The following is a 12,770-nucleotide window of genomic DNA, read 5'->3' on the forward strand; positions in this document are numbered from 1 at the left end:
AGGCGCAGCAGATATAAAAAAACCGACCTCTTATTGGGTCAGCTTTATTTAATTGAATTCACAATTACATTCCTAAGTAAAATTTGGCGACCTGTATCAGGAAAGATGCAGCCATTATAAAAACCGCAATAAAGGCCAAGTGCCAAAATACTTTCACAAAATTCTCTGGTTTTAAGTTCATTGCTTCCATTGTTGCTCCTAGAAACTTTAATGAAAATTTGTTATCCTTGTCGCTCATTTATGGTTTTTAATCCTTTTGGGTTGGAAACAAAAAAGCCCATGATTACGAGTCACGGGCTTTTTGCTTTTTTGGTACTAAAAAACCACCCGAAGGTGCTTTTGTTAACTACACTTGGAAGACCAAAGTCTGTCCATTATTTGAGGTGTAAATATTGCATCTTTTGCATCAGACTCAATGATTACACTCTTATCTTCTGGGAAGTAGATATAGCGCGAAAAGCCTGTATATCCACCCATTCTGTTTTTGGCGTTTACCTCACCACAATTACCCTTTTGATTTCTAAATTTAGCTGAATCGGAATCTATTAAGCCATCTTTAACCTTTTGGGCGGCAACTTCAATTTGAGCGCGCTCTTTATCCTGTTCTGCCTTTTGATTAGCCTCATTAAGCTTAATGCGATCTAATTCAGCTTGAGCTTTCTTTTCTGCAGCAGACTTGGCAGCGTTTGCAGCATCAATCTTTTCCTGCTCTAATTTTTGCTGGTGAGCAATCTCAGCTTGTTTTAGTCTTTCAGCTGATGCCTTGTTGCTTTGATGCATAAAATAAAACATACCGGATGCCAAAACTAAAAGACCAATGATTAAGTATTTCATTCGGCATCCCTCTTAAATATTACGCCATAAGATTTTCACAATTCTGTCTCGGCATAAAATGACGGTGTACTCCTGCAAATCTACCTGTTTTACATACTCAGTAGCTGAACAGTGAAGTCTTCCATCTTCCAGGACGTAGAATCTCGGCTTACCAAGCTCAAGCTTACTTTTAAGTGCTTGATGGCTATCCCCAATTCTTACCAAATCACCGGATGGAGTGCGAATGCTGGTAGTTGTCCTTTCTGCATACGAGAACCCCGACACCAAACATAAAGCTAATAATAATTTTTTCACACTAACCCCCTAAATAGTTATTTACGCATCATAACTTTAGGGAGATGCTTGATCAATCAGAGACCATTTCTTTTTTAAATGATTCAAAGCCTTTTTTATCGGACTGCGCTACACGTCCAGCAATAGCAGAGTTGAAGATTCCCTGCTTGTACAGCTTGTTTGCTGCCTTGATATAGCCCTGGAATGCGCCGTAGGTCATTTCCATGATTTCGCTATGCTGATGGCCCATTGATACCAGAAACTGAAATGAATCAAACCAGGTGGATTCTGTAGCTGGCTTTTTAACACTGCGCCTTGGTTTTTCGTATTTGAAGTAAGCCTGATTGACCAGAAGCACCGCTTTAAGTAGATCTTTAAATCCCTGTTCATCAGTAGCAAGTTCCACCAGTGATTCATTGTCCAGATCAGTAACACAGCCAATAGTCGAAATGACTTGCACGCCGTGAGCCTTGAATAGCCCTGTCAAAATCTCATCTGAATGATTTTGGTCTTTGATGAAGTTTTTCAAAACTTCAGCATGCATTGCCCAGGTGTCAAAGTCTTTTATCTGGATCTGGCGGACTTCGATATCATTAATCCGGATGCTGCGATTTGTTGCTAAGAAAAAATCATTCATGATGGGGTCCTGAGAAAAATTTTAGATATTAAAAAAGCACCCTAAGGTGCTTTTTTGATCTGATTATTTATTAGAATGCCATGGCTACTAACTTAGTAAACGTTTTACTATCAGTGGTGGCTAGCATTTTTCGCCCATCTTTAAACTTCAAGATGAACGTGACATCCTTACCTTTACCACCAAGCAACAAGCCCGCAAGCAAACCAACTGGGCCTAGCAGTGCTGCACCAGCAACACCCCACCCGACTGTACCACCTATTCTTTTTACATTTTCTTCAGTTGCTACAGTTATCTCTTCAATTTCGACACTGGAAAATGACTGAACATTACCAGAAAAACCATCACCTGCCGCCCATGGTGCAGAAATTGTAAAAACCCCACCCAATATAGTGATTGAGCCCTTACCCTTTGTGAAGTCACCAGCATGTATAATTAAGTTTGCCATTATAATTCCGTGATTTTTAAAATTATCAACAAACAAGATACTAATTAAATAGATAAAAAGAAACCTCCCGAAGGAGGTTTGGTTTCATCTAACCCATTTTGGCAACTGGCCATGTTTCTTCAAATATTTTTCATCATGGCGACCTGAGACATCCCAATAAAAAAATACAGCAAGTACCACTGGGATAACAAGTTGCCCCCAGAATAACCAACTTATATTTTCTGAAATAAAATTTTGAAGCGGATAATTCCCGAAATAATTAAAACTATGTGCCAATTTTAAAACAGGTATATAAAAAATCGCTGACAAAATTACCAATGCGGAATAAAGCAAAGACAAGTACTTCAGTTTTGGAAACTCTCTATAAGCACAATCTATTTTAGTTAATCTAAAATCTAACCACTCAGGCATGGCAACCTCATAACTTATTTTATATTCAACTTATACTATAAATTGCTGCTTTTTCAAGCACTAAAGAACCTCTCTGGAGAGTGGCTTGTGCTTTAAATATTATCAAATAAATCTAATCCAATTTTTAACTCATTTCTTGAAAAAACTTTTAAATTTAATTCAAGATTTTTGACGCAACTAAGAACACCTTTATCCTCGGACAGTAATATTTCAGCACCATTCGAAAGCGCGATCGCTATTATCTGCAAGTCAACTTTGACTCTTTGTTTATCACTATTAAGAATGTCTTTGTGAAGCTTACTGGATAACTCTCCACAAATTAAAGCGGCTTTTTTATCAAAGATACCAGTGAGGACTTTATTGTGTTCGTATGACAATAATTGCATGCGACGCTTATTAAAATCGTGCGCTGTAAACTCAGCAATCACAGGAGTTGGAATTAATAACGTTGCACTATTCTGATGTAAGAAAGTTTCTAAATTGTTATGTACAGCCCTATCAGAAACCAAGTGAATCAAAATATTATTATCAATAGCAACAATCACTCATGACGCTCCTTAAGCCATTCTGCTATAGGGTCGTCAAACTCATTCCAACCACTATCCCCAGCATCCTTGAAATCATTAATCCAGTCTAAAATATTTCCATCTTCAATTTCTTGAATATTATCAGCAGTGAACTCAACAAGCTCTAGATCATCATAACTTCTATATCTATATTTTGCTTTACCAATGAACTGCAATTGATGTTGTGTACGCCATTTATTACCCAAGCTCATCGACAGGGCTGGTGATATTGCAACACTAACATTTTTTCCTGCTATTGTTTGAACTTGGATGTGATCAGTCTTATCACTCCCCTCTTTAAGTCCAATTACCCGGCCACGAATAGCCTCTTGTTGAGTAAAAAGAAATCCTTCTTCCTTTCTCTTAAAGTCATATAGTTTTATATATTCATCATTAGCAGAGGTCTTGTAACGCAGCAATGTACTTGCTTTTGGGTATTTATTTAAAAATTCTGTAATTGTTTTATAAGCACCAGTTTCATCATTAACTGATTTGTGAAAATTTGCGATCTTCTCTTCAAAATACTGATAGTCAAACTTGACGCAATAGTCTGCCGATCCTTCTTTTACATCTCCCCATACAAGATTCTTAGAGCCTAGCAACTTACATAAAGATTCTAATAACTTTGCTGAATCAAGAGGGTTAATTTCTTTAAGCTTTATACCTCTAACATATAAAGAGAATGTGTATTCTGTTTCATTAGACATGATACTCACCCCCTATTTAATGTTATGGATTTATCACTAATGCTATATTAGCATTTGCTGTAATTTAACATCTTTACATTTTTGTTCAATAGATTAGAAAAAATATATGACACAGAATGTCGTTAAAAAAGAAACCAACTCACGCTGATTCCTTACTCATTTTCTCACCCATTCACATCATAAAAGTAAGGCTTTCCAGTAGAGGGATTGATTGGTGATAGTACGGTTTTTAATATCGCACTTTTTAATTCATTAATCTCAATTTTACCGCGCTGACCAACATACTGACGAAACTCACCGCGACTTACCCCATAAGATTTAACCAATTGCTCACTGACTAACGGCGCATATTCAGCAATCTGATTAAGTGACTCACAATCCAAGGGCTGACCTTTTAGGTGCAACTCAATCGCCTCTATGAGTAGTTCTTTGTTTATATCCATCTTCTCGCCCATGCTTATAATTCTGCCTAAATTATAACATTGATAAAAACACAGGCACAAAAAAAGACGCTAATGCGCCGTGGAGTTCTTTGTGCCTGTGTTTGTTAGACGGCTGCTGGAATTGTCACAACATGGCCATATAGACCTAATGCTGGATCTGATTTTTTAGTCACATCCGATAAAGCCTGACCTGAAATTTCATACTGACCCAGTTCTTCATGGATCAATGGGAAAGTGGTTTCTGGTGACTTCTTGGTACGCCATAGCGTTACAGCCACATGCTCACCGTTTGCAGTATTAATTCCCTTAAAGAAGAGCTGATACTCTTTTTCAAAGTCTGATGCCAGAGTAGTACGAGTTACAGCACCAGTTTCATAACTTGCCAGAATTGGCATGGTTAAGTCAGCCACATCATGGAAAATCACTGTGCCAAACTTTGCATCAAGTGTGTAGCTTTCCGGATCGACCGTTTTGGCTGTCCCGCTGGTTGAATCCTTGAACGAAACGGTTTTCAGGTTATAGCCATCAAGTTTGATTTCTTGACCCGCGACTACAGTACCTAAAGACACATCTGTTTCGGTTTTAGTTGCCACAGTATGATTCATACCTGACAAGATATATTCAAGGTTCTCAGGAGTAACTTCTTCTAACTGCCCGGAGAAGTTGACTGATGTGGTAGTAATCATGGTGAAATCGGTAGTTCGCTTACCAGACATTGATTCCTGATGCTCAATGACATCAGCACCGATCTCTAACTCAAACTCGGGCACGTTACCAATATGGCGCATTGCACCAGCAACACCATTCACAATTTCTGCCAGGTAGAACTTACCATGTAGAGAAATATAGTTGTTCTTAGCCATTACTTTTCATCCCCTGTGCTTTTCTTGGCTGGAGCTGCTTTAGGTTCAGGTGCTTCCTGAATCACGCCATCTGCCACTAATTTTTTAATTTGTGCATCATCAAGCCCGCCGACTACATCGCCTTTTTGAAAGCGACCGACAGGCTGTAATGCTTTGTATTGTTTTGCCATGACCGGCTCCTAAATGAATTTCTGTGATTCAAAGATAATCGTGATATATGCAAAGCCTGGACTATACCCATCTCGTACCGAAATAAAATCCAGTGCTGTACGTGATGCCAAAGGTTGCCAGCCTGACAGAAGCTGAATAACTCTTTCAGTCAAAAGCCCCGCTTCATCACTTACCGCCCGACCATCGGTCATTTGAGATTGAGCATTGCGACATGCCACCGTAACCGCCCATTGCTGGCCGATCTGGTTGATGCTTCCACGACCTGCACTGGCTTTCTTGTCTATACGGACAAAATTGACATGTGCCGACGGCGTGACCTGCGACATCTCAGTTACGCTGACTGAGTTTAACGGCGTATAGATCTTTAGAAATTCTGGAATCTCTTTCAGTTTTTCTGCAATCTCATCACGCACCGCGAAGAAGGTGCTCATCTATAAAACTCCCGACAATATCCAAAACCATGACCTCATCTTCCGCATCAAGCCCGAGTTGAGTTCGAGGCGGTAAAATCGACTGCTTAACTTTCCGATATTGACCACCCACTGCAAAAGTAATGTATTGGCCATTCTTAGGTAGGATTGTTGCGCCATAATGCAGATGAGGTGCGTACGCCACATCTGTACCCACCTCCACACCGCTTGAAAGAACATTGTGTGTGTAGGAATTCATGAGGCGGCCAGTATCACGCAATGTTTCACCAACACCCACACCATTACGTCCTTGCAGCTTGGCTCTCCATGAAACCTTCCATGGGTTACCATCCACACCAGTACCGGTTAAAAACCGATGCTGAATACTATTCACAAGCCCAGCACCAATCTCATCAAACAACTGGTTCTTTAGCGAATCAAAGTTACCTAATTGGTTAAGCACTGCTTCAATAGGTGAGCTATCGGCTTGAATGGTTATTGCAAAAGCCATAAACACCTCACTTCATACTGGGCATCATGTCTAAAGTGGCATCACCAAATACACCACCGGTGTAACTTGTACCGATGGGTGCTGTTGATGGTCTGCCTTTGGGTTGGTCGTCGCTGATTTGGTTACTGGTATCTAAAATTGCCAGTGAGTTTTTGCCATCCCGTACACCCTTTAAGAAATCTATCGCCATCTTGTAGCGTAGTTCAACTGCCTCAGGCGCTGCTTCAAAATGGAGTTTATAACGTGCTATATCACACACTAGTCGCTTCAAATTATTAGGCACATTTGGCAAGGGCAATGGGTAACGTACTGCTAGATATCCGTCCACCTCCTCACAAGCATCCTGCAAAGAAATTTCTAATGGATCTGAAACATCAGCAGGAAACATGAGCGCAAGGTTAAGTACGTTTTCACCAAATCGAGCGACTAAATCAGCTTTAGTCGCATACATAGATCACCTACTTGGTTTCATCAGCAGGTTTTTCACCGGCTTTAGGTTTTGCGGCAGGTTTCACCTTTTCAAGTTCAGCCACTTTTGCTTTTAGCTCGGTAACTTCTTGATCTGCCTTCGCCTTGTCAGCAGCTACTGTCTGATTGGCTTCGGTTAAGGTTTTATTTGCTGCTGTCAGCTCAGCATTAGCCTTTTCAAGCTCAGCCAAGCGTGCAGCGGTATTGTCTGCCTTAGGTTCTTCCGGCTCTTGATATTCTTCAATAGCCCCAGATGCTAAAAGGGCCTGAAGTTGTTTAGCTTCAAGCCCCGCTATTTCCTGACCTGGACGAAAGTGTCCGATCGATTGTTTTGCAATGTACTTTGGCATTTGATTCCCCTTAAACGAAGCCGCGACCGCCGACTAAGCCATTTTTGTTATTTGGAACAGCAAGTGGAGAAGATTCAGCAAGCAATTGAATGCTTGAAGGGTTTTTTTCCTGCCATTGGCTTAAATAGAACTCTAAAGCCTGACCGAATGCTTCAACGTTTTGCAATGCACAGTGCGCAATCCAACCATTCGCATCAGAAACCAGACCAAAGAAATCTTCTGGAATGAAGCGCTCAATATCCCCACCCATATTGTGCTTAGCATCATAAGTCCAGATTTCCATATTATCGACCGTGCCACGGAATTGAGGCTTGTCAGCTTGGTCGAAAGTTGGAGTCAGTGGAACGCTAATACCTGCATAAGGAGCAATGAACTTTTCTTTAAATTCAGGATCTTTAATCATCACGTTATACACTTTTGAGGTAGTCAGCGCCATGATTGGTGATGTACCAGAATGTTCTACCGAAAGATCAATCATTGCCTGAATATCTTTAACAAGTGTCGCTCCAACTTGTCCCCATTTCACCAATGGTGAGAAATTACAAGCCGCATTACGCTCATAATTCACTTCATACATTGGGAAATCAGCAGAGGCAAAGGTGGTTTTGCCGTAAAGCAATACATCACGTGCAATTAACACCTTCCGGTTTTCAATTGACTGACGCAGATACAATGCTTTTTGAGCTTGGTCGATCAGTAGCAGATCAGCATCAGATAAACGATTTGAACCGGTGGCAATCACACCAAACTGACGTAAGCGTGCGATAAGAGCAGTGTTCTGCACTTCACTTGGCATCACCGTCATCATTGGTTTCAGATAAGCTGGCTTAACGAATTTCACGTTACCAGATTCACCTACTTTAATCTGACGTCCAGCTGCAGTCGGAGTAACAAACGGCGCAAGTGGTGTCGCAGTATTCAGCTCACCAACTGGAACTTCTTTTTTAGTGTATGAAACACGTTGAGGGAAAAAGCGGTCCATCAGCCAGGTATCTACCTTTTGAGTGGTATCAGTCAGTAATACCAGCTGTGGCACATCCAGTAATTCCACTGGTGCATTTTGAAATGTAAAAGTTTGACTCATGTCTTAGTTCCCCACAACTTTACGAAGTTCGATTTTGTTTTTTAATGCTTGTGCACGTACTGCATCATATTGAGCAGTAGTCAGAGGTGTTCCATTCACTGTAACTACTGCAATATCAAATGGGCCTTGCACGTAGATCGGCATCTCAAGATTATTAGCCGCATGGTAAGTAGATTGAGCTACAGTGAAATCCGAAACAGCAATTGCATTCCATTCACCTACTACACCTTCAGTGACAACAGGATGATCAGCAACGTTATTGGCACTCACGTTAAGTAAATCGCCGCGCTTATATGCTGTAGCAGTTTTTACTTTGGCATTTTCTGTACGTACGCCGTCACCGACCACTAGTTGTTTATTTTCAATAGTGCCTGTTAATACTTGGCTCATGATTTAGCTCCTTGTTGCTGCGCTGCTACAAACTGATTAAATGCCTGATCTAAAGCCGAGCCTTGTGGAACTTGACCACCCTGCCCTGGATTGGCTTGATGAGTGAACAAGTGAGCAAATGCCGGATTTACACTTGGTGTTTGTGTTTGTGTTTGCTGTTGTTGTCCAGCTGGCTGCTGTGTATTACCTGCCGAGAATTGACGAAGCTGCTTAGCAGTAAAGCTAAAAACTGAATCATCCATATTGGTATAAGCTGTTTTATCTTCAGCACAGAACTGTGTTTTCAGCTCAGTTTCTAAAGCTGCAATTTCATCAGCACGTTTTTGCGCTTTGAATTGCTTAAGTTCAGCCAGTGCTTCATCACGCTCACGCTCTGCCTGCTCTTTGGCTTGTTGTGCTTTTTCTAATTCGGTCACGTTGGTGTCCTCTTTGGTTGGGTTTGGATTGGCTTTGCCCGAAAAGGCTTTGATTGATGTATTGCGATCAGCACCGGTTGAACAGATCGTAAATTCACGAATGCGGTTTTGACGGAAGATGGTGATTGGGCCTTCAAACGACTGACCATTTACCGTGACCGTTTTGCCTTGTGAGACTTCCTCAATAGATCCTGGATCAATCATCATCGACATCTGGAATGGGAAGCCGTCATCAGAGTCCTGAACAATTTCCTGTGCCTTAGCATTCGTGAGAAAATCACCAGATACATCAATCTTTCCGTTGGTATCTACACTCTGAACAACACCAATTCGACTTGAGCCGAAGTGCTCTTCAAGTAAGGCTGTCGGCTTATCAATCTCAATTCCATCAAGATCAAAAACGACACCAGAACGCCCCCAATACCAATGACCATCTACACGGCCACCCGCATAAGCAGTGCCTTTAAATTTCCGCTTCTGCCCTTCTTCAGCTTTCGGTACCTCAATCGCTGAAGCATTAAATAAATACTTCAGCCGCTCTTCATTTGGATCTGGCATTTTTCATGCTCCATAAAAAAAGCACCCATATGGGTGCTATTCATCTATTTCTACTTAGTTAATTTTTTTCGATATCAACATCACACTGGAAAAGACCTTTATTTTCAATTCCAAGAGTTAAAGAGGGATTTTTAGGCTTGGCTTGATACTCTAATGAAATACCATCAATTCGATGCCCCGTACGCGCTTCGAACTCATGACATTGTTGATCTATAAGCTTATTTAAATTGCGTTTAAAAGCATTTTCTTCATGCTTAAGCATTGCATCATTCATGAGCATCTCCACTTAGGTTTTGATCATTATATCACCACAATACTTAAACTCTTCTTACAGATGAATACCTTGAAGATTAATTTACTAATGCCATCAACGTGTAAACCATCTGTCCTTCAACCACTTCTATCGAAACCACCTCAAAAGATAGCCCCATCGGCATGAGAACGCCGTTACCAGCATTGAGCATATCCAGATCAATACCGAGCCCTTTTGCATTTTCGATCTTAATCACGATATCTGAAGTCGTATCAACCATCAGCAACGGCGCATTCATCTGAATAGTTTGCCCTACCTGATAAGCCGCTACTTGATTAAGAGTTGCAGCACCTACTACGGTAGAAGCCGTATTGCTTGCCACAACTTGAATCGCTGCCATGTCAGTACTCAGCCAGCGTTTAAGTACATCATCAGCCAGTGAGCTTGTAGCAGAGTTTAAATAGCCGGTCAGTGCAGCATCATTTCCCTGCACGTAGTCCAGAAAGGTACGAATCGCACTTGGTCGAATACTTGGATCAAGTGGAATTACCGTATTGGCTACCGTATCAAACAGGTCCCGTGTCTTATCATCCATCGGAGCAAATAGACTGGTGAGCTTTTTACTCGCCGTCCATTCAGCCTTAATGACCTCCTTTTGCTCGAGTAGATATTCTTTATCTAGTGATGAGGCACTGATCTTTTTATCCACCAGTGATTCAAACTCACCAAACTGCAATGGGTGAGAACTCCAATCCAAAGCCTCGGCAATTTCAGGCAACTGATCATCAGGTGTAATGCCGTATTTCAGTGCCTGCTTCTCGGTTAAGGCAATCACGGTGCACCGGCAACGAAATCCCAATGGTGGATAATGTGTTAGCCAGAATGGATGATCAATCGGCAGTACGATACGATTCAAAGCTAAATGAGCAGGACGTACGCGACTATCATTGATCGCCGAGTACATCAGGTATTGTCGTTTAGCTTTATTCCGTTGCTGCTGTTGCCATCGTCCATGTCCATAAGCACTTTGGATATTGGTACGAAATACATTATCCAAATAGTGTTTAGGCAGGATGATTTCAGATTCTTCAATCAGCTTCTGAAAGTCCTTGAAAGTACCGCCATCGGCAATCGATTTATTCACGGCCTTAATGACTGTTTCAACCTGCTCAAGGCTCGATAGAAAGCTAACCGTAGTTGCCATCTGTCGGGTCTTAAGGTCCATTGAGTAGAATTCATCAGGTAGCACGATCTTTTTACTGTGAGCGTACTGAAGCGCCTCAAGAAACGTGACTGGTTGCATATAAACCTCATGGCTTTCGTGGAGGTTGAGCTAATAGCGCATCAATCAAGACTCTAACTCTACTTTGTTTAGATTCAGCACCCAAAATAGCTACCTTGACTGTTTTCTTGCATCCACATGGGCTGTAACCACTCCCATTCCGACCATCAAAACCACGGCGGCATGATTCGCATTTTTCACTCATTACTTCCCACCTTGCGCCGTCACATACCCCAACATATCTGCAGCATATAAGGCTTGATCTAAATTAGCCGTGAACTGTGTCTGAGTTGCACCAGGTATTAATTGCATCAGGTTATAAGCCAGACTTTCTGGACTATCAGACTTGAATATCAATTCCTTGACCTGGTCCGGCTTAAGTAACTGCAATTCATCTTGGCCATCAGTCAGTTCTTCAACTTCTTGCTGTTCTGGTGATAACTTGTTTGCTTGTGCCTTGAAGTTAAACGCCGTCTTAGGCAATGCAGTAAATTGATTGAAGCCAGTTTGAGGCTGTTCAATCACATCACCATCTTCAAGCCCGTACTCACGCTTAAAGTATTGTGGCGTTAAGACTGCACCGGCATTCTTTAACTTCACATCACGATCCGCTTTAGGCTCTTCCAGTGATTTCTCTTCACCAATGATGACTCGATGACGTTCCCAGCTATTTAGATCGCATAACGCATTAATAACGGCTTGGATCGTTGGCATGATCATTCGTACGTCAGCTTTATACTTCGAGTTCTGTACTTCTAAATGCACATCACCTAAAGCTCGTGAACCTGCGCCGTCGGTACCACTTGTCAAAGTCTGACCCAGAATCACCTTTTGAATACGGCGCTCTAAGTTCTTGTCAAAGACTTCAAATGTCTGGGAAGCATTACCATTAGTATTGGCAGTTTGTATTTCAACTGAATCTGTACCACTTAAAGCAATAACCGAACTGGCATGAGCTCTAAGTAGTGCATCACGCATATCTGTTGTCTTGCCGGTAGTTTTACCAACCAGCATGGGTAAGCCAAACTTTTCGACAAACTTGGCCCAGAACTTAAAACCAGAAGTCTTGAAGAACCAGACCCAGTACAGTCGACTTAATAAAGCCTCACCTAATGGATTTTCATAAGTAGATTTACAACGTGTCAAAAAGTGCTTGAAACGTTGGTCTACTTCCTGATCCTGTCGAGTCGTGTTGTAGTTGGCCAACAACATCAGGCGACCATCATTTTTAGGCTCATACCACTGCATTGGCTTTTCACCAATCCATTTAAAACCAATAAAAGGCGTAATAGTATCGCCTTCAATATGCAGGCTTGGTTCTTCCGGCTTGGTATAAATCGCCTCTAAGACTGAGTATCCATACCAACGGGCATTCTGTGCACCCAAGAGAATCTCAGACCACCACTCACGTAAATGTTCCATGATGATTTTTGATTCAGGCCGATCCATTGGCTCTACACGCCATGATGCACTTTCAAGTTTATCTTGGCGTTTTTCGATTGCCTGATAAATCTCGTCGTCATACATCATGACTTTTAATCGCGGCCGGGTGACCCCCGCCTTACGAAGGACCTCATCACCATCTGGCATTTTGGTCAGATAGCTGATTAAGGCCTGCTCTGCCTCATGAGAATAGAGTGCACCAGATTCGGGCTTGCTATTTTCAGACTTTTTACTTTTCTTAGCCATAAATAAAAC

Annotated in this window: 21 protein-coding genes; all 21 read right to left on the reverse strand. The window is 41.6% G+C overall.

The window, feature by feature from the left end; translation table 11 throughout:
- Positions 1–64: 64 nt before the first annotated feature.
- The gene (locus tag VXQ92_RS04245; protein WP_171255725.1) at positions 65–238 is read right to left on the reverse strand and encodes a hypothetical protein; all 174 of its coding nucleotides are present in this window, start codon (positions 236–238) and stop codon (positions 65–67) included.
- A gap of 104 nt (positions 239–342) precedes the next feature.
- The gene (locus VXQ92_RS04250; RefSeq protein ID WP_416680549.1) at positions 343–834 is read right to left on the reverse strand and encodes a hypothetical protein; all 492 of its coding nucleotides are present in this window, start codon (positions 832–834) and stop codon (positions 343–345) included.
- A 346-nt stretch (positions 835–1,180) separates the two neighbouring features.
- Positions 1,181–1,744, reverse strand: coding sequence for a hypothetical protein (locus tag VXQ92_RS04255; RefSeq protein WP_416680551.1), 564 nt, complete (start codon positions 1,742–1,744; stop codon positions 1,181–1,183).
- 70 nt (positions 1,745–1,814) lie between these two features.
- Positions 1,815–2,189 (reverse strand): hypothetical protein, encoded by a 375-nt coding sequence (locus tag VXQ92_RS04260; protein ID WP_416680553.1) that lies wholly within the window; start codon positions 2,187–2,189, stop codon positions 1,815–1,817.
- 84 nt (positions 2,190–2,273) lie between these two features.
- A complete protein-coding gene (locus tag VXQ92_RS04265) occupies positions 2,274–2,600 on the reverse strand; it encodes a hypothetical protein (RefSeq protein ID WP_416680555.1) in 327 nt (108 codons plus the stop codon).
- A 92-nt stretch (positions 2,601–2,692) separates the two neighbouring features.
- Positions 2,693–3,145: a type II toxin-antitoxin system VapC family toxin gene (locus tag VXQ92_RS04270; protein WP_416680556.1), complete on the reverse strand. Its 453-nt coding sequence runs from the start codon at positions 3,143–3,145 to the stop codon at positions 2,693–2,695.
- Positions 3,142–3,873 carry a hypothetical protein gene (locus tag VXQ92_RS04275; RefSeq protein WP_416680558.1) on the reverse strand — a complete coding sequence of 244 codons (732 nt, stop codon included), beginning with the start codon at positions 3,871–3,873 and terminating at the stop codon, positions 3,142–3,144. Before VXQ92_RS04275 ends, VXQ92_RS04270 begins: the two co-directional genes overlap by 4 nt.
- A 164-nt stretch (positions 3,874–4,037) precedes the next feature.
- The gene (locus VXQ92_RS04280) at positions 4,038–4,328 is read right to left on the reverse strand and encodes a tape measure protein (RefSeq protein WP_416680560.1); all 291 of its coding nucleotides are present in this window, start codon (positions 4,326–4,328) and stop codon (positions 4,038–4,040) included.
- Between the two features lie 92 nt (positions 4,329–4,420).
- Complete coding sequence (locus VXQ92_RS04285) at positions 4,421–5,179, reverse strand: hypothetical protein (RefSeq protein ID WP_416680561.1); 759 nt, start codon at positions 5,177–5,179, stop codon at positions 4,421–4,423.
- Entirely contained in the window at positions 5,179–5,349 is a 171-nt protein-coding gene (locus VXQ92_RS04290) for a hypothetical protein (RefSeq protein ID WP_416680563.1), read from the reverse strand. The genes VXQ92_RS04285 and VXQ92_RS04290 overlap by 1 nt, the downstream gene beginning before the upstream one ends.
- A gap of 9 nt (positions 5,350–5,358) precedes the next feature.
- A complete protein-coding gene (locus VXQ92_RS04295; RefSeq protein WP_191730650.1) occupies positions 5,359–5,781 on the reverse strand; it encodes a hypothetical protein in 423 nt (140 codons plus the stop codon).
- Complete coding sequence (locus tag VXQ92_RS04300; RefSeq protein WP_416680564.1) at positions 5,756–6,271, reverse strand: phage virion morphogenesis protein; 516 nt, start codon at positions 6,269–6,271, stop codon at positions 5,756–5,758. The genes VXQ92_RS04295 and VXQ92_RS04300 overlap by 26 nt, the downstream gene beginning before the upstream one ends.
- Before the next feature lie 7 nt (positions 6,272–6,278).
- A complete protein-coding gene (locus tag VXQ92_RS04305) occupies positions 6,279–6,722 on the reverse strand; it encodes a gp436 family protein (RefSeq protein ID WP_191730652.1) in 444 nt (147 codons plus the stop codon).
- Between the two features lie 7 nt (positions 6,723–6,729).
- A complete protein-coding gene (locus tag VXQ92_RS04310) occupies positions 6,730–7,089 on the reverse strand; it encodes a hypothetical protein (RefSeq protein WP_416680566.1) in 360 nt (119 codons plus the stop codon).
- A gap of 10 nt (positions 7,090–7,099) precedes the next feature.
- The gene (locus VXQ92_RS04315; RefSeq protein ID WP_416680567.1) at positions 7,100–8,173 is read right to left on the reverse strand and encodes a major capsid protein; all 1,074 of its coding nucleotides are present in this window, start codon (positions 8,171–8,173) and stop codon (positions 7,100–7,102) included.
- A gap of 3 nt (positions 8,174–8,176) precedes the next feature.
- A complete protein-coding gene (locus VXQ92_RS04320) occupies positions 8,177–8,563 on the reverse strand; it encodes a hypothetical protein (RefSeq protein WP_395522129.1) in 387 nt (128 codons plus the stop codon).
- Entirely contained in the window at positions 8,560–9,537 is a 978-nt protein-coding gene (locus VXQ92_RS04325; protein ID WP_416680569.1) for a hypothetical protein, read from the reverse strand. Before VXQ92_RS04325 ends, VXQ92_RS04320 begins: the two co-directional genes overlap by 4 nt.
- Before the next feature lie 58 nt (positions 9,538–9,595).
- On the reverse strand, positions 9,596–9,811 hold the full coding sequence (locus tag VXQ92_RS04330) for a hypothetical protein (RefSeq protein WP_174894555.1): 216 nt from the start codon (positions 9,809–9,811) through the stop codon (positions 9,596–9,598).
- Between the two features lie 76 nt (positions 9,812–9,887).
- Positions 9,888–11,093, reverse strand: a complete 1,206-nt coding sequence (locus tag VXQ92_RS04335) for a phage minor head protein (RefSeq protein ID WP_416680570.1) — start codon at positions 11,091–11,093, stop codon at positions 9,888–9,890.
- A 7-nt stretch (positions 11,094–11,100) separates the two neighbouring features.
- Positions 11,101–11,277 (reverse strand): hypothetical protein, encoded by a 177-nt coding sequence (locus VXQ92_RS04340; RefSeq protein WP_416680572.1) that lies wholly within the window; start codon positions 11,275–11,277, stop codon positions 11,101–11,103.
- Positions 11,277–12,761, reverse strand: a complete 1,485-nt coding sequence (locus VXQ92_RS04345) for a phage portal protein family protein (protein ID WP_416680573.1) — start codon at positions 12,759–12,761, stop codon at positions 11,277–11,279. The genes VXQ92_RS04340 and VXQ92_RS04345 overlap by 1 nt, the downstream gene beginning before the upstream one ends.
- Positions 12,762–12,770 lie beyond the last annotated feature (9 nt).

The organism is Acinetobacter sp. 228, from assembly GCF_048147885.1.

Coding starts and splice junctions, on each gene's coding strand:
- VXQ92_RS04245 (WP_171255725.1), bottom strand. CDS start 238: ATGAGCGACAAGGATAACAAATTTTCATTAAAGTTTCTAGGAGCAACA.
- VXQ92_RS04250 (WP_416680549.1), bottom strand. CDS start 834: ATGAAATACTTAATCATTGGTCTTTTAGTTTTGGCATCCGGTATGTTT.
- VXQ92_RS04255 (WP_416680551.1), bottom strand. CDS start 1,744: ATGAATGATTTTTTCTTAGCAACAAATCGCAGCATCCGGATTAATGAT.
- VXQ92_RS04260 (WP_416680553.1), bottom strand. CDS start 2,189: ATGGCAAACTTAATTATACATGCTGGTGACTTCACAAAGGGTAAGGGC.
- VXQ92_RS04265 (WP_416680555.1), bottom strand. CDS start 2,600: ATGCCTGAGTGGTTAGATTTTAGATTAACTAAAATAGATTGTGCTTAT.
- VXQ92_RS04275 (WP_416680558.1), bottom strand. CDS start 3,873: ATGTCTAATGAAACAGAATACACATTCTCTTTATATGTTAGAGGTATA.
- VXQ92_RS04280 (WP_416680560.1), bottom strand. CDS start 4,328: ATGGGCGAGAAGATGGATATAAACAAAGAACTACTCATAGAGGCGATT.
- VXQ92_RS04285 (WP_416680561.1), bottom strand. CDS start 5,179: ATGGCTAAGAACAACTATATTTCTCTACATGGTAAGTTCTACCTGGCA.
- VXQ92_RS04290 (WP_416680563.1), bottom strand. CDS start 5,349: ATGGCAAAACAATACAAAGCATTACAGCCTGTCGGTCGCTTTCAAAAA.
- VXQ92_RS04295 (WP_191730650.1), bottom strand. CDS start 5,781: ATGAGCACCTTCTTCGCGGTGCGTGATGAGATTGCAGAAAAACTGAAA.
- VXQ92_RS04300 (WP_416680564.1), bottom strand. CDS start 6,271: ATGGCTTTTGCAATAACCATTCAAGCCGATAGCTCACCTATTGAAGCA.
- VXQ92_RS04305 (WP_191730652.1), bottom strand. CDS start 6,722: ATGTATGCGACTAAAGCTGATTTAGTCGCTCGATTTGGTGAAAACGTA.
- VXQ92_RS04310 (WP_416680566.1), bottom strand. CDS start 7,089: ATGCCAAAGTACATTGCAAAACAATCGATCGGACACTTTCGTCCAGGT.
- VXQ92_RS04315 (WP_416680567.1), bottom strand. CDS start 8,173: ATGAGTCAAACTTTTACATTTCAAAATGCACCAGTGGAATTACTGGAT.
- VXQ92_RS04320 (WP_395522129.1), bottom strand. CDS start 8,563: ATGAGCCAAGTATTAACAGGCACTATTGAAAATAAACAACTAGTGGTC.
- VXQ92_RS04325 (WP_416680569.1), bottom strand. CDS start 9,537: ATGCCAGATCCAAATGAAGAGCGGCTGAAGTATTTATTTAATGCTTCA.
- VXQ92_RS04330 (WP_174894555.1), bottom strand. CDS start 9,811: ATGAATGATGCAATGCTTAAGCATGAAGAAAATGCTTTTAAACGCAAT.
- VXQ92_RS04335 (WP_416680570.1), bottom strand. CDS start 11,093: ATGCAACCAGTCACGTTTCTTGAGGCGCTTCAGTACGCTCACAGTAAA.
- VXQ92_RS04340 (WP_416680572.1), bottom strand. CDS start 11,277: ATGAGTGAAAAATGCGAATCATGCCGCCGTGGTTTTGATGGTCGGAAT.
- VXQ92_RS04345 (WP_416680573.1), bottom strand. CDS start 12,761: ATGGCTAAGAAAAGTAAAAAGTCTGAAAATAGCAAGCCCGAATCTGGT.